Origin of the sequence: Streptomyces flavalbus (assembly GCF_042674625.1) — a bacterium.
Taxonomy (GTDB): Bacteria; Actinomycetota; Actinomycetes; order Streptomycetales; family Streptomycetaceae; genus Streptomyces; species Streptomyces flavalbus.
In genome coordinates this window covers 4,815,418-4,829,378 of record NZ_JBHTEB010000001.1, presented here as the reverse complement: position 1 = coordinate 4,829,378, position 13,961 = coordinate 4,815,418, and the positions used below count along the sequence as shown (strand labels likewise).

The window sequence follows — 13,961 nt, the reverse complement described above, 5'->3', positions numbered from 1 at the left end:
GGAAGGGGATCACTCCCACTCGATCGTCCCCGGCGGCTTGCTCGTCACGTCCAGCACCACGCGGTTGACGTCCGCCACCTCGTTGGTGATCCGGGTGGAGATCTTCGCGAGGACGTCGTACGGCAGCCGCGACCAGTCGGCGGTCATGGCGTCCTCGGAGGAGACCGGGCGCAGCACGATCGGGTGGCCGTAGGTGCGGCCGTCGCCCTGGACGCCGACCGAGCGCACGTCCGCGAGCAGCACCACCGGGCACTGCCAGATGTCGCGGTCGAGCCCGGCCGCGGTCAGCTCCTCGCGGGCGATGGCGTCGGCCTCGCGGAGCAGGTCGAGCCGCTCCTTGGTGACCTCACCGACGATCCGGATGCCGAGGCCCGGCCCCGGGAACGGCTGGCGCTGGACGATCTCCTCCGGCAGGCCCAGCTCCTGGCCGACCATGCGGACCTCGTCCTTGAACAGCTTGCGCAGCGGTTCGATCAGCCGGAACTCCAGGTCCTCCGGGAGCCCGCCGACGTTGTGGTGGGACTTGATGTTGGCGGTGCCGGTGCCGCCGCCGGACTCCACGACGTCCGGGTAGAGGGTGCCCTGCACCAGGAACTCCACCGCCGGGCCCTCGTCGGCGATGATCTCGGCCTGCGCCTGCTCGAAGACGCGGATGAACTCCCGGCCGATGATCTTCCGCTTCTCCTCGGGGTCGGAGACCCCGGCCAGCGCCTTCAGGAACCGCTCGGAGGCGTCCACGACCTTGAGCTGTACGCCGGTCGCGGCCACGAAGTCCTTCTCGACCTGCTCGGTCTCGCCCTTGCGCATCAGGCCGTGGTCGACGTACACGCAGGTGAGCTGGGAGCCGATGGCCTTCTGGACGAGGGCGGCGGCGACCGCGGAGTCCACGCCGCCGGACAGCCCGCAGATCGCGCGCTTGTCGCCGACCTGGGCGCGGATCGCCTCGACCTGCTCCTCGATGACGTTGCCGGTGGTCCAGTCCGGCTTCAGCCCCGCGCCGCGGTACAGGAAGTGCTCAAGGACCTGCTGGCCGTGCGTGGAGTGCATGACCTCGGGGTGGTACTGGACGCCGTACAGCCTCTTCTCGTCGTTCTCGAAGGCGGCGACCGGGACGACGTCCGTGGACGCGGTCACGGTGAAGCCCTCGGGGGCGGCGGAGCAGGCGTCGCCGTGGGACATCCACACGGACTGCTCGTCCGGGGTGCCCTCGAAGAGGGTGGAGGACGCCTTGGAGACGTGCAGCGGCGTACGGCCGTACTCACGGGCGCCGGTGTTGTCGACGGTGCCGCCGAGGGCCTGCGCCATGAGCTGGAAGCCGTAGCACATGCCGAAGACGGGGACGCCGGACTCGAAGATCTCGCGCTCCAGGCGCGGCGCGCCCTCCGCGTACACCGACGAGGGGCCGCCGGAGAGGATGATCGCCGCCGGGTTCTTGGCGAGCATCTCCGCCACCGGCATGGTGCTCGGCACGATCTCGCTGTAGACCCGCGCCTCGCGGACGCGTCGGGCGATGAGCTGGGCGTACTGCGCGCCGAAGTCGACGACCAGGACGGTGTCGGGGGCGGCGGCTGGGGTCGCTGGTGACACGGGTTGCCTTCCGGCGGCTGGAAAGGGGTGGTGCCACCGATTCTACGGGGCGCCCACGCGTGACCCCCGTCTCAGGATGCGAACCCGTGTCCGCTCGCCCCGCCACCCCCGGCATACTGGCCCCATGCTCACGCACCAGACCTACGTCTTTACCTATGGCGACCGGCCCACCGGCTGCCATGGTCGTGCTGCTTGAGCAACTGACAAGCCACATCCCAGGCGCCCCGGGCCGACAAGGTCCGGGGCGCCTGGCGTTGCACGGACCGTGCCGCTCCGGGACCCCGATCCACCCCAAGGAGTCCCCATGGCCGCCCTCGACACCTCCCTCGAATCCCTCACCGTGACCGGTGCCCGGACCGCCGACGCCGCCGAGGTGATCACCGGCGCGCGGGAGCGCATCGACGCGCTCGACGACCGGATCATCGGGCTGATCCAGGAACGGATGGCCGTCTCCGCCGTCATCCAGGACGCCCGGATCTCCTCCGGTGGCCGCCGCGTGAACCTCTCCCGGGAGATGGAGGTCCTCGCCCACTACCGGGACGCGCTGGGCAAGCCCGGTACGTCGCTGGCGATGACGCTCCTCGAACTGTGCCGGGGCCGGATCTGAGCCCCGTCCGCTGGCATCTCTCACCCGTACGGAGCGTGACGCGTCCCGCCCGTCCTCGTTGTTCCCGGTGTCCGTGCCAGCCAGGGGCGGGCCCGAAAGAACCACGCGTGGCTCACTGGAGCGATGAGACGTACGGATCGTGCCGTGCGTCGTGGGACCTCGCTCCAGACAGTGACCGGACGGCAGGGGACAGCAGCCCGGTCACCCAAGAGAACGGTCGGCTCCGGGGACGCCCGGGGCCGACCGCCGGAACGGCACAACACCCCCACCCGAGACCAGCGGCGCACTCCCCCGGCGCCGCTCCCCGCGCACCGGCGAGGCCCTGACGCCGGTGCTGACGGAGAAGGGCCCCGCGGCCGCGGGGCCCTTCGCTGTGCCCGCACGGCGGCCACCTCGCGGGAACCATTTATGTGACGCAGGCCACATGAGAATTCCGTGAGAGCCGGGACAACCATTGCCCGGGGTCGCGGATCAAACCTGCTGAACCAAGGGCCACACCCGCCCAGCCCGCCGAGCCAGCCCAGCCCGCCCAGCCCCGCAGAGGTCAGAGGTCTCCATGAAACTGCGCCGCGCCATCGCAGCGGCAGCCGCCACGGCCGCGATAGCCCCGCTGGCGCTGCTGTCGGCCCCGGCCGCCCTCGCCGCGTCCGGCGATGAGTCCGCGTCGCCCTCGGTGTCCGCCTCGGTCACGGAGCAGGACACCGCCGCCTCCGCCAGCGCGTCGCCGTCCGACACCGAGTCCGCCCCGGACACGAGCGACTCCCGGTCGGAGTCCACGGACGACACCGAGGACGCCAGCGAGTCGGAGAACGAGACCGACACGGACACGGACCCGGGCACCACGGACTCGGAGGACGACACCGACGAGGACCCGGCCGCCGACCCGAACGCGTCGGCCAGCACGTCGACCTCCCCGAGCCCGAGCCCGAGCGCGTCGGAGTCGCAGGACGAGGAGAAGCCCGACTTCTGCGCCGACCCCGACGACGACTCGATCGGCCTCAGCACCGAGCTGCGCAGCGGACTGTCCGGGCTCCCGGAGACGGTCGTGGCGGGCAGCGGCTGGACGCCGTTCAGCTTCGACGTCTCCAACAAGGGCGACGACGAGATCAAGGACATCATGCCCCTGATCGGTGTCGCGGCGGTCGGCTGGAACGAGGAGGACTACTCCGGTCAGATCCGCGTCCAGGTCCTGGACAAGTCCACCGGTTCCTGGAAGACCCTCGCGGACGCCGCCGGTGAGGGCGCGACGTTCCCCGCCTTCTCGCTCGGCGCGGGCCAGTCGACCTCGTTCCAGCTCCGGCTCAGCGTCAGCGGCAAGGTGCCGGACGCCATCGGTCTGACCGGCGGCTTCGCGCAGTACGCGGACGACGAGGGCTGCTGGCTGGCCGACGACCCGAACGGCTGGATCTACTTCTTCGACATCCTGGCCGCCGGTTCCGACGCCGGGGACCCGAACGAGGCCGAGCCGCAGGGCGGCATGGGCGACCTCGACGCGGTCGCCCAGGTGGCGGCCACCGGCAGCCTCGCCGAGACGGGCTCCAGCTCCGCGCTCCCGGTGATCGGCCTCGTCGGCGGCATCGCCGTGGTCGCGGGCGCGGGCGCGGTGTTCGCGGTGCGGCGCCGGAAGTCGGGAACCGACGCCTGACCAGACTCACCGGCGCCTGACGGCGGCCGACGGGTGCTCAGCGGTACGCAAGCACCACGCAAGACAGAGGGACCTGCGCTCGGAGGGGGGCGCAGGTCCCTCTCACATCCGCCTAGCTCTCCTTCTCCGCCTTCGGCGGCACCACCGGCACCGGCAGCAGCGGCAGTCGCAGTGCGCCGAACGCGTCGGCGGGGACGGCCGGTGCCTTCGGCTCGACCGGTTGCAGCCGCTCGTACGCCGCCCCCTGCGCGGGACGCGGGTCGGCCTCGCCCTTGTTGGGCCAGTACGACATCGCGCGCTCGGCCTGCGCGGTGATGGTGAGGGACGGGTTGACGCCCAGGTTCGCGGAGACGGCGGCACCGTCGACGACGGAGATGCCGGGGTGGCCGTACAGCCGGTGGTACGGGTCGATGACGCCGGTCTCCCGGGAGTCCCCGATGGGACAGCCGCCGAGGAAGTGCGCGGTGAGCGGGGTGCCCATCAGCTCACCGACGTTGGAGCCCGGGAAGCCGTTGATCTCCTCGGCGATCGCGGACGCCGCCTCGGTGGCGGCCTTGATCTGCTTGGGGTTGGGGGCGCCGTGGCCCTGCCGGGCGGTGAGCAGCCCCTTGCCGACGCCGTTCGGCTTGAGGTACGTCGTCAGGGAGTTGTCCAGCGACTGCATGACCAGGCCGATGATGGTCCGCTCCGACCAGCGGCGGTTGGACAGCGAGCGCAGCACCAGCAGCGGGTGGCGGACGGCGTTGCCCAGCCAGGCCAGCGCCCGGGACGAGCCCTCGGCGTACGGCACCTGGAGGATGGACAGGCCGCCCATCGAGTTGGAGCCCTTGCCGTAGCGGACGGGCTCGATGTGGGTGCTGGCGTCCGGGTGGATGGAGGACGTGATGGCGACGCCACGGGTGAAGTCGGCCCTGGGCTGGCCGGTGGCCTTGCGGTAGCGCCGGTCGCTGGTCTGCGCGCCGACCAGGGCCTCGGAGTTGGTGCGGGTCAGCTCACCGAGCCGGTCGGATACGTACGGCAGTTGCCCGCCCGCCTTCATCCGGTGCAGCAGGGTCTGGGTGCCGTAGGTCCCGGCGGCGAGGACGACGCGCCGGGCGGTGAAGACCCGCCCCTTGCCCTTCCTGCGGTTGTCGGTCGGCACGGTGGTGACGGCGTAGCCGCCGCGGGAGTCGTCGGTGAGGGAGACGACCGTGGTCATCGGGTGGACGACGGCGCCCGCCTTCTCGGCGAGGTGGAGGTAGTTCTCGGTGAGGGTGTTCTTCGCGCCGTGACGGCAGCCGGTCATGCACTCGCCGCACTCGTTGCAGGCGGTGCGCGCGGGCCCGGCGCCGCCGAAGTAGGGGTCGGGCACCTTCTCGCCGGGCCTGGCCTTCGCCTTCCCGTCGGCGTCCTCGCCGTCGCCGAAGAACACGCCGACCGGCGCGAGGTGGAAGGTGTCACCGACGCCCATCCGCTCGGCCGCCGCCTTCAGATGGACGTCGGAGGGGGTCATGGTCGGGTTGAGCCGTACCCCGAGCATCCGCCGCGCCTGGTCGTAGTACGGCTTCAGCTCCTCCTGCCAGTCGGTGATGTCCCGCCACTGGGGGTCGTCGAAGAACGGCTTGGGCGGGACGTAGAGGGTGTTGGCGTAGTTGAGGGAGCCGCCGCCGACGCCCGCGCCTGCCAGGACCATGACATTCCCGAGCAGGTGGATGCGCTGGAGGCCGTACATGCCGAGCTTGGGGGCCCACAGGTAGTTCTTCAGGTCCCAGGAGTTCCTGGGGAGCGTCTCGCGGGTGAAGCGGCGGCCCGCTTCGAGGACGCCGACGTCGTACCCCTTCTCCGTGAGGCGCAGGGCGGTGACGGAGCCGCCGAAGCCTGAGCCGATGACGATGACGTCGTAGTCGTAGCCATGGGTGTCCTGGGGCACGGTCGCTCCTCGTTGAGTACGTGCTGGAGTGGGCCGGGTTAGCGGAAGCGGAACGCCTTCATCAGGCGCAGGCTGCGGGTCATGAAGGCCGCGTACTTCTCGTCGTCCATGCCGAGCGCGGGCGCCATCGGCAGCAGCCGCTGGTGGGCGACGGTCTGGGCCTCGGTGTACTTGAGGATGCCCTCCGCGCCGTGGCGGCGGCCGAGCCCGGAGTCCTTCATGCCGCCCATCGGGGACTGGACGCTGCCGTACGCCGAGGCGTACCCCTCGTTGATGTTGACGGTGCCGGTGCGCAGCCGGGCGGCGATCTCCCGGCCCCGGCGGCCGTCCCTGGTCCAGACGGAGGAGTTGAGTCCGTACGGCGTGGAGTTGGCGCGCTCCACCGCCTCGTCGTCGGAGCTGAACCGGTAGACGGAGACGACGGGGCCGAAGGTCTCGTCGGAGCAGACGGTCATGGACTCGGTGACGCCGTCGAGGATGGTCGGCTCGTAGAAGTACGGACCGATGTCCGGGCGCGCGGTGCCGCCCGCGACGAGCGTGGCGCCCTGGTCCAGGGCCTCCTCCACGTGGTGGATGACGGTCTGGAGCTGCCCGGGTCCGGCCAGCGACCCCATGTCGGCGCCGTAGGCGAGGGACGTGCCCAGCCGCATCGCCCGGGTGCGGGCGGCGAACCGCTCCAGGAAGGCGTCGGCGACCGACTCGTGGACGTACAGCCGCTCGACGGAGATGCACAGTTGGCCCGCCGAGGAGAAGCAGGCCCGGACGGCGCCCGCGGCGGCCTTGTCGAGGTCCGCGTCGTCGAGGACCAGCATGGCGTTCTTGCCGCCGAGTTCGAGGGAGACGCCGACCAGCCGGGCGGCGGCGCCCCGCGCGACCTCGCGGCCGGTGCGGGTGGAGCCGGTGAAGGAGACGTAGTCGGCGTGCCGGACGATCTCGGGCCCGACGACCGGCCCGTCCCCGAGGACGACCTGCCAGACGTCGGCGGGCAGCCCGGCCTCGATGAGCAGGTCCCGCGCCCAGAGCGCCGTGAGGCAGGTCTCCGTGTCCGGCTTCATCACGACCGCGTTCCCCGCGACGAAGGCGGGCAGCGCGTCCCCGACCGACAGCTCCAGCGGGTAGTTCCAGGGCGCGATCTGGCCTACGACGCCCCGCGGGTGGCGCAGTTCGGTGACCCGGGTCAGCGCGGGCACGGCGCCCGCGTGCCGCTTGGGCCGCAGATAGGCGGCGGCGCGGCGGCCGTAGTGCCGGGCGGCGACGGCGACGGCCTGCACTTCCTCGTGGGCGTGCAGCCGGGCCTTGCCGGTCTCGAGCTGTATCAGGTCGAGGATCTCGCCCTGGCGCTCCAGGATCAGGTCGTGGAAGCGGAGCAGGACGGCGGCCCGCTGCCGCAGCGGTGTCCGCGCCCACACGTCCTGCGCGGCGCGGGCCGCCTCGAAGGCCCGTGCCACGTCCTCGGGCGTGGACTCCGGCAGGTCGGCCAGCTTCTCGCCGGTGAACGGGGTGTGGTTGGCGGTCCGCCCGGAACCGGTCACGCCCTTGGTGAGGTGGGCGACCAGTTGGGGGGTGACCACATCGGCGGCGGTCCGTGCGCCCGCCGGGGCGGGGGCGAGGGGGTTGGTGCCGCTGCGACCGTTCCGGCCGGTCTCTTCCATGGCCTGCGCGTCCGTCATGAGCCGCAGGGTATGCCGGGGGACGGGGTTTGTGTACCCGTCGGTAATGGGGATTCACCGACCGCACACAACACGCCAGTGAACGCTGGCAACAAACGCGCTGATCAGGGCGTAGTTCGGCGGGAAAGGGAGGAGGACCGGTCGTTTCCTATCCCGGCCCGCTGGCGCCCCCTCCTCCGATCTCCAGGCGGTCGCGCGCGCCCTCGAACACCGCGGTGCCCTCCCGCTCGTGGGCGGCGCCCCGGGGCATGTCGACGCGCAGTTGGTACATCCGCCGGTCGCCGGTGCGGAACAGCAGCTCCAGCGCGCGGGCGGGGGAACCGTCCGGACGCAGGTACGTCGTGTCGGCGACGACGGCCTCCTGGCCCTGGACGCTGGTGCGGGTGTAGCGCGTGCGCGCCCCGTCCCACCCGGCGCGCGCCCGGCGCGCCTGGCTCAGCGGGGAGCGGGGCGCCGTGTCCCACTGGGTGAGGCGCACCCGGAGGGGCGCGTCGGCGTCCGTCTCCGTGTCGGTGTACACCACGAGCCGGGGCGGATCGGCGGCCCCGCCCCGCCGCTCGGACTCCTCGTAGCCGACGGGCAGGGCGAGTACGGCGTCCATGTCCGGTTCTTGGTGCTCCGCCCAGGTCACCCCGGCGTTCGCGGTGTCGGCCGTGGCGGAGGGGAGCAGGGCGGCGCCGAGGAGGACGGCGGTCAGCAGCAGCGCGCTGAGCAGCGGGAGGGCGGCGGGGTGCCGCAGGGGGTGCCGGGGGCGGGGGGCGCCGGGGTCCGGCGAGGGGCGAGGTTCGCCGAGGTCCGGCGCCGAGGTGTCGTACGCCGTTCCGGTCTCCGCCGCGGCTTCCCTCCGTGTCGCCTCCGGAACCTCCACCCCGGCCACCGCCGCCAGCCCGGCCGCCACCTCCGCCGGTTCCGGCCTCCGCGCCGGGTCCCTGTCCAGCAGCCGTACGAGCAGCGGCTCCAGCGGCCCCCCGCCCGCCACCGCCGCGTCCAGCAGAGCCCCCAGCGACCACAGGTCGGACGCCGGACCAGCGCCCCGCCCCGCGGCCCGCTCGGGCGCGACGAACCCGGCGTCCCCGTCCAGGTCGCCCGCGAACCCGAAGTCGGTGAGGACGACCCGGCCGGTGCCCGCCTCGACGAGCACGTTGGCGGGCTTCAGGTCCCGGTGCACGATCCCCACGGAGTGCGCGGCGCGCAGCGCGCCCAGTACGGCGAGGCCGATCCGGGCGGCCTCGGGCGGGTCGAGCGGACCGCGCCCGATCAGCGCGCGCAGGGTCTCGCCCCGCACCAGCTCCATGACGATCCAGGGCGGTCCGTCGGCCCCGTCGCCCTCCTCCACCACCACGTCGTGCACGGACACGGCCGACGGGTGGTCGACCCGGGCGGCGGCGCGGGCCTCGCGGTAGAGCCGGTGGGCGGCGCGCCGGTACGCCTCGTCCTCCGGGTCGCCCGGTAACCGGGGCTCCTTCACGGCGACTTCCCGGCCCGCCTGCTCGTCGTACGCCCGCCAGACGGTGCCCGTGGCGCCGGAGCCGAGCGGCTCGACGAGCCGGTAGCGCCCGGCGAGCGGCGGTCCGTCGCCGTGCCGTGCCGCGCCGTCAGTACCGTCAGTACCGTCAGTCATGGCCGTCCGTCATGTTCCATGTTCTGGCTACCGGCTCTTGATGTCCCAGTTGTCGAGCACGATCCGCGCGATCTCCCTGCTGTCGTCGACGAAGTGCCCCTCGCCCGGGCCGTCGATGGAGAGCCGGTACAGGTCGCCGTTCGCGGCGACGTAGTAGTAGATCCGGTACTCGCGCTTGCTCGGGTTGTCCGAGTCGTCGGTCGTGTAGGAGATCGTGTTCTCGGCGGCCTTCGCGCCGTGGTACGTGGTCTCCTTCGGCTCGCCCTTGGGGGCGGGCTCGGCGGCGATGTTCCAGCCGTACTCGCCGTCCTTGAGCGTGTCCCAGTCGGCGTACGCCTGGTCGAGCGCCCGGCCGGGGATCTCGCCGTCCGCGTCGTCCTTCTTCAGGTCGCGGTCGGCGGTGATCGACAGCAGCCCGCTGGGATCGGCGTACGTGGCGACCGTCCCGTCCGAGTCCTCGGCGGGCGGCAGCTCCCTGAACCCGTCGGGCAGCGCGAGGCTGACGCCGACCTTGTCGCCCAGGTCCCGCGTCTTCCAGCCGTCCGGCAGCGGTCCCGCGAACGGGTCCGCGAGCACCAGGTACCCCGCCACCGCCGCCGCGACGACCACCGCGCCGAGCCCCAGCAGGGTCTTGCGCCCGACCCGGATGCCGGGGGCCTGCGGGACGGGACCGGCGAGGGTCGCGACCTGCGTCGGCGCGGGCTCCGGCGGGTTCGCGGTAGCCTCCAGCAGGGCGCGCACCTGGGCGGCGTGCGGACGGCGCGCCGGGTCCTTCTGGAGCAGGCCGTTGATGGCCTCGGCGAGCGGGCCCCGCGCGGTCGCGGGCGGCGCGGGCGTGGCGTTGAGGACGGACTGGAGGGTGGCGGGCGTGTTGCTGCGCCGGAACGGCGACACGCCCTCCGTCGCCGCGTACAGCACGACGCCAAGCGACCACAGGTCGGAGGCGGCGCCGGGGCGTTGGCCGAGCACCCGCTCCGGGGCGATGTACTCGGGGGAGCCGACGAAGCCGCCGGTGTCGGTGAGGTTGGTCTCGCCCTCGATCTGGGCGATGCCGAAGTCCGTGAGGACGACGCGGTCGTGCCGCCCGAGCAGCACGTTGTCCGGCTTGACGTCCCGGTGCAGGATGCCCGCGGCGTGCGCGGCCTCCAGCGCGCCGAGCACTTCGAGGCCGATGCGGGCGGCCTCGCGGGCGTCGAGGGTGCCCTCCTGGAGGGCGGCGCCGAGGGAACGCCCCCGCACCAGCTCCATGACGATCCACGGCTGGCCGTCCACCACGGCCACGTCGTGCACGTTGACGACGGCCGGGTGGTCGAGGCGGGCGGCGGCGCGGGCCTCGCGGCGCATCCGCTCGAAGGCGTTGGCCCGTTCACGCTCGGGAAGGTGGTCCGGAACGCGCGGTTCCTTGACCGCGACCTCACGGTCCACCGTCTCGTCCTTGGCCCGCCAGACCGTGCCCATGCCGCCGTGCCCGAGCTTGGCGATCAGCCGGTACCGCCCGGCGATGAGCCGCCCCGCCCCGGGGTCGGCGGCGGGCGCGACAGGCGCCGCGGGTACGGCGGGCGCGACGGGTGCGGCGGGCGCTGCGGACGCGGCGGACGCGGCGGGCTGCGGTGGTACGACCTGGGTGGGTGCCAGGTACGGGTTGTCCGGGTGGGGTGTGGCGGCGGGCGGGTTCGGCGGTTGCAGACCAAAACTCGTCGGCTCGTCGGCCCCGTAGCGGGCTCCCCCGTTGCTGCTCATGGGTTCATGCATATCGCGCCGGGCGCGTCCGTAGCCACCGCGAGCGCCCGGCGGTCACAGACCCGTGACGCGGGCTGCCGCTTATCTCCCATTTACTCCGGTGCCGGGACCCGTACCGGTGGGGGACGCCAGGGACGGCGGTCCGCTGCCGCTCGGCGGCGAGGTGGTCGTCACGGTCGTCACCGTCCCCGGCGTCGGCCCCACCGGCGTGCCCTCCCCGCTGACCAGCAGCGCCACCGCCGACACCCCCGCCACCGCCACCGCGGCCACCAGCACCGCCGCCGCCAGCACGCTCCTGCGCGGCCGTTCCGTCCGCACCTCCTCCTCCGGCGCGCCGGGCACCGGTTCCGGCTCCGGCATCCGTCCCGTCGCCCGGAACTCCCGCAGCATCCACTCGGCCCGCACCGCGTCGAGCCGCCGGTCCGGGTCGCGCTCCAACAGCCCCCGTACGACGGGCAGCAGCGGCCCGGCCTCCTGCGGCGGATGGATCTCGTCCGACAGCACGGCGTGCAGGACGCCGCCCAGCGAGTCCCGGTGGAACGGCGACCGCCCGCTCAGCGCCGCGCACAGCAGCGCGCCCAGCGACCACAGGTCGGCGGCGGGACTCGTGCCGCCGCCGGACATCCGCTCGGGCGCGGTGTACTCGGGCGAGCCGACGAAGGTGCCACTCTCGGTGAGCGTGGTCGCGCCGGGGATCTGGGCCACCCCGAAGTCGGTGAGGACGACCCGGTCGCTGCCGTTCTCGACCATGACGTTGGCGGGCTTGATGTCCCGGTGCAGCACCCCGGCCGCGTGGGCGGTGCGCAGCGCCCCGAGCAGCCCGATCCCGATCCGCGCGGCCTCGTCCACGCTGACCGGCCCCTGCCCGGCGATCCGGTCGGCGAGGGAGTCGCCGTCGACGAACTCCATGACCAGGTAGGGACGTTCGTCATGCTCCACGACGTCGTGGACGACGATGATGTGCGGGTGCCGCAGCCGGGCCACCGCGCGCGCCTCGCGCAGGGTGCTCTCCCGCTGCCGCCGTGCCTCGTCGGCGGTGAGGGAGGGGTCGAGGAACAGCTCCTTGACCGCGACCCGGCGCCCGAGCAGCCGGTCGGTGGCCCGCCAGACGACGCCCATGCCGCCCCGCCCGAGTGGAGTCTCCAGCCGGTAACGCCCCGCTATGACACGCCCGTCCGACCTCTCGGTCCCCATGCGTCTCATCATGCCGCAGACGGTGCGGACGACTCCCTGGTCAGCACGCGAAGTTGGCCGACAACCGACGCCCGGCGACCGGCCCGTCCCCGCCTACGCCGTCCCCGGCCGCCACCCCTGCAACACCGTCTCGAACTGCTCGCGCGTCGTCGGCCAGTCCTCCGCCGCCGAGGACATGTAGAGCACGTACTCCGTGCCGTCCCGGTCGAAGTACGTCAGCTCGACGGCGTGCCGCGGCCCGGGGAACTCGGTGTCCTTGGCCAGCGCCGTCCAGGTCCACTCCCAGCGCGCGGCGGGCCGGTCCCGGTAGACCTCCTCCACCAGGGTCACCCGCTGGTAGTCGACGAGGCGCTGGAGCTGCTGTTCGAGGTCGAGCTGGTGCTCGTAGGCGCTGGGGAACTGCGGGGACTCGTCCACGGCGATCCGGATGAACGTCCGGCCGCCGTCGGGCGTGTAGTCGATCTGGTTGCCGTCGTTCACCTCCCGCACCCAGTCCGCGCCGGGCACCGCCAGGCTGAAGCCCGCGGGGTCCTCCTTGCGCACCCACCCGTCGGGCAGCGCGCCACCGGAACCGGACGTCGGGGAGGCGGAGTCGGAGGGCGAGGCCGACCCCGAGCCGGTGGGCGTGGGCGTCGGGGACGGCGACTCGGACGTCGACGTCCCGCCCCGGTCCTGCTCCCGTCCCGCGTCCCACGCCATGATCCCCACCGCCGTGCCCCCGCCGACCACCGCGGCGAGTACGACGACCAGCGCGAGCGTGCGCAGCCGCTGCCGCCGCGACGGCGCGGGCGGCGGCGCCCCGGCACCGGGGAACGTCACCCCGGTGTGGGCCCGGGTGTCGGGACCGGGGTGCGCGGCGGGGAAACCGGTCGGCGTGGTGGCGCCGGTCTGCGCGGGGTACCCCGGCTGGTTGCCCTGCGCCGGGTACCCCGGCTGGACCGCCGTACCTCCGGCCTGCCGCGGGAAGCCGGTCCGCGCCGTGGGCCCGGTCACCCCGGTCGCCCCCGTGGCCCCGGTCATCCCGGCCATCCCGGTCGCCCCGGTCGGCACGTACCCCTGCGCCTCCCGCGGCTGCCGTCCCTCCGCCGCCTCGGCCAGCATCCGTTCCGCCGCGGCGGAGTCGGGCCGTTCGGCCGGATCCTTGCGCAGCAGCGCGATGATGACCGGCGTCAGCGGACCGGCGTACCGCGCCTCGGTGGCCTCCTCCTCGACCACCGCCTGCATGGTCGACAGCGGCGAGGTGCGCCGGAACGGCGACCGGCCCTCCACCGCCGTGTACAGCGTCGCGCCGAGCGCCCACAGGTCGGAGGCGGGCCCGGGGTCGTGGCCGCGGATCCGCTCGGGGGCGAGGTAGTCGACCGAGCCGACGACCTCCCCGGTGCGGGTGATGGTGGAGTCGCCCTCGATCTGGGCGATGCCGAAGTCGGTGAGCAGCACGCGTCCGTCGCGGGCGAGCAGGACGTTGCCGGGCTTGATGTCGCGGTGCAGGACACCCGCGGTGTGCGCGGCGCGCAGGGCGCGCAGCACCCACAGGCCGATCCGGGCGGCCTCGGTGGGCGCGAGGCGGCCGTCCTCCTTGACCGCGTCGGCCAGCGAGCGGCCCTCGACCAGTTCCATCACGATCCACGGGCGGCCGTCGTGGTCGAGCACGTCGTGCACGGTCACGACGGCGGAGTGGTTGATCCGGGCGGCGGCGCGCGCCTCCGCGCGGGTGCGGGCGAGGAGGCGTTCCTGGTCGCTGTCGGAGACGTAGTGCGCGGCGGTCAGTTCCTTGATGGCGACGGCCCGGTGCAGCACCTCGTCGTGGGCGCGCCACACCCGGCCCATGCCTCCGCTGCCGATGGTGTCGACGAGCCGGTAACGGCCCGCGACGAGCGCACCCTGCATCTGATCCACGTTCCCCCGCAATGTCCTTGACAGGTTCAGGTTAGGGACCCGTACCCGTCCGGGGAACCTGCGCGGGGTCTTGGAGACCGCACTGTGACGGT

Annotated in this window: 9 protein-coding genes; 2 read left to right on the top strand and 7 right to left on the bottom strand. The window is 73.4% G+C overall.

Annotated features, from left to right (window positions below; translation table 11 throughout):
• Window positions 1-9: 9 nt before the first annotated feature.
• A complete protein-coding gene (guaA, locus tag ACFQZ6_RS21890) occupies window positions 10-1,587 on the bottom strand; it encodes a glutamine-hydrolyzing GMP synthase (protein ID WP_381611635.1) in 1,578 nt (525 codons plus the stop codon).
• A 304-nt stretch (window positions 1,588-1,891) separates the two neighbouring features.
• Here guaA and ACFQZ6_RS21885 point away from each other — a divergent pair, with 304 nt between their 5' ends.
• Together ACFQZ6_RS21885 and ACFQZ6_RS21880 are read left to right on the top strand one after the other, a co-directional pair.
• Window positions 1,892-2,194: a chorismate mutase gene (locus tag ACFQZ6_RS21885; RefSeq protein ID WP_381611633.1), complete on the top strand. Its 303-nt coding sequence runs from the start codon at window positions 1,892-1,894 to the stop codon at window positions 2,192-2,194.
• Window positions 2,195-2,750: 556 nt separating this feature from the next.
• A complete protein-coding gene (locus ACFQZ6_RS21880) occupies window positions 2,751-3,839 on the top strand; it encodes an LAETG motif-containing sortase-dependent surface protein (protein WP_381611632.1) in 1,089 nt (362 codons plus the stop codon).
• 112 nt (window positions 3,840-3,951) lie between these two features.
• Here the strand turns inward: ACFQZ6_RS21880 and ACFQZ6_RS21875 are convergent, their stop codons facing one another.
• From ACFQZ6_RS21875 to ACFQZ6_RS21850, 6 genes are all read right to left on the bottom strand, one after another.
• Window positions 3,952-5,748, bottom strand: coding sequence for a GMC family oxidoreductase N-terminal domain-containing protein (locus ACFQZ6_RS21875; RefSeq protein ID WP_381611630.1), 1,797 nt, complete (start codon window positions 5,746-5,748; stop codon window positions 3,952-3,954).
• 38 nt (window positions 5,749-5,786) lie between these two features.
• Complete coding sequence (locus ACFQZ6_RS21870) at window positions 5,787-7,418, bottom strand: succinic semialdehyde dehydrogenase (protein WP_381611628.1); 1,632 nt, start codon at window positions 7,416-7,418, stop codon at window positions 5,787-5,789.
• Window positions 7,419-7,566: 148 nt separating this feature from the next.
• Complete coding sequence (locus ACFQZ6_RS21865) at window positions 7,567-9,039, bottom strand: protein kinase domain-containing protein (RefSeq protein WP_381611626.1); 1,473 nt, start codon at window positions 9,037-9,039, stop codon at window positions 7,567-7,569.
• A gap of 27 nt (window positions 9,040-9,066) precedes the next feature.
• Window positions 9,067-10,779, bottom strand: a complete 1,713-nt coding sequence (locus ACFQZ6_RS21860; protein ID WP_381611624.1) for a serine/threonine-protein kinase — start codon at window positions 10,777-10,779, stop codon at window positions 9,067-9,069.
• A gap of 81 nt (window positions 10,780-10,860) precedes the next feature.
• Window positions 10,861-11,973, bottom strand: a complete 1,113-nt coding sequence (locus ACFQZ6_RS21855; protein ID WP_381611622.1) for a serine/threonine-protein kinase — start codon at window positions 11,971-11,973, stop codon at window positions 10,861-10,863.
• Window positions 11,974-12,066: 93 nt separating this feature from the next.
• Window positions 12,067-13,860, bottom strand: coding sequence for a serine/threonine-protein kinase (locus tag ACFQZ6_RS21850; RefSeq protein WP_381611620.1), 1,794 nt, complete (start codon window positions 13,858-13,860; stop codon window positions 12,067-12,069).
• Window positions 13,861-13,961: the final 101 nt, after the last annotated feature.

Bases quoted from the DNA above. Each gene is read 5' to 3' on its own strand.
- ACFQZ6_RS21850 (WP_381611620.1), bottom strand. From the start codon at position 13,860: ATGCAGGGTGCGCTCGTCGCGGGCCGTTACCGGCTCGTCGACACCATC.
- ACFQZ6_RS21855 (WP_381611622.1), bottom strand. From the start codon at position 11,973: ATGGGGACCGAGAGGTCGGACGGGCGTGTCATAGCGGGGCGTTACCGG.
- ACFQZ6_RS21865 (WP_381611626.1), bottom strand. From the start codon at position 9,039: ATGACTGACGGTACTGACGGTACTGACGGCGCGGCACGGCACGGCGAC.
- ACFQZ6_RS21860 (WP_381611624.1), bottom strand. From the start codon at position 10,779: ATGAGCAGCAACGGGGGAGCCCGCTACGGGGCCGACGAGCCGACGAGT.
- ACFQZ6_RS21880 (WP_381611632.1), top strand. From the start codon at position 2,751: ATGAAACTGCGCCGCGCCATCGCAGCGGCAGCCGCCACGGCCGCGATA.
- ACFQZ6_RS21885 (WP_381611633.1), top strand. From the start codon at position 1,892: ATGGCCGCCCTCGACACCTCCCTCGAATCCCTCACCGTGACCGGTGCC.
- ACFQZ6_RS21870 (WP_381611628.1), bottom strand. From the start codon at position 7,418: ATGACGGACGCGCAGGCCATGGAAGAGACCGGCCGGAACGGTCGCAGC.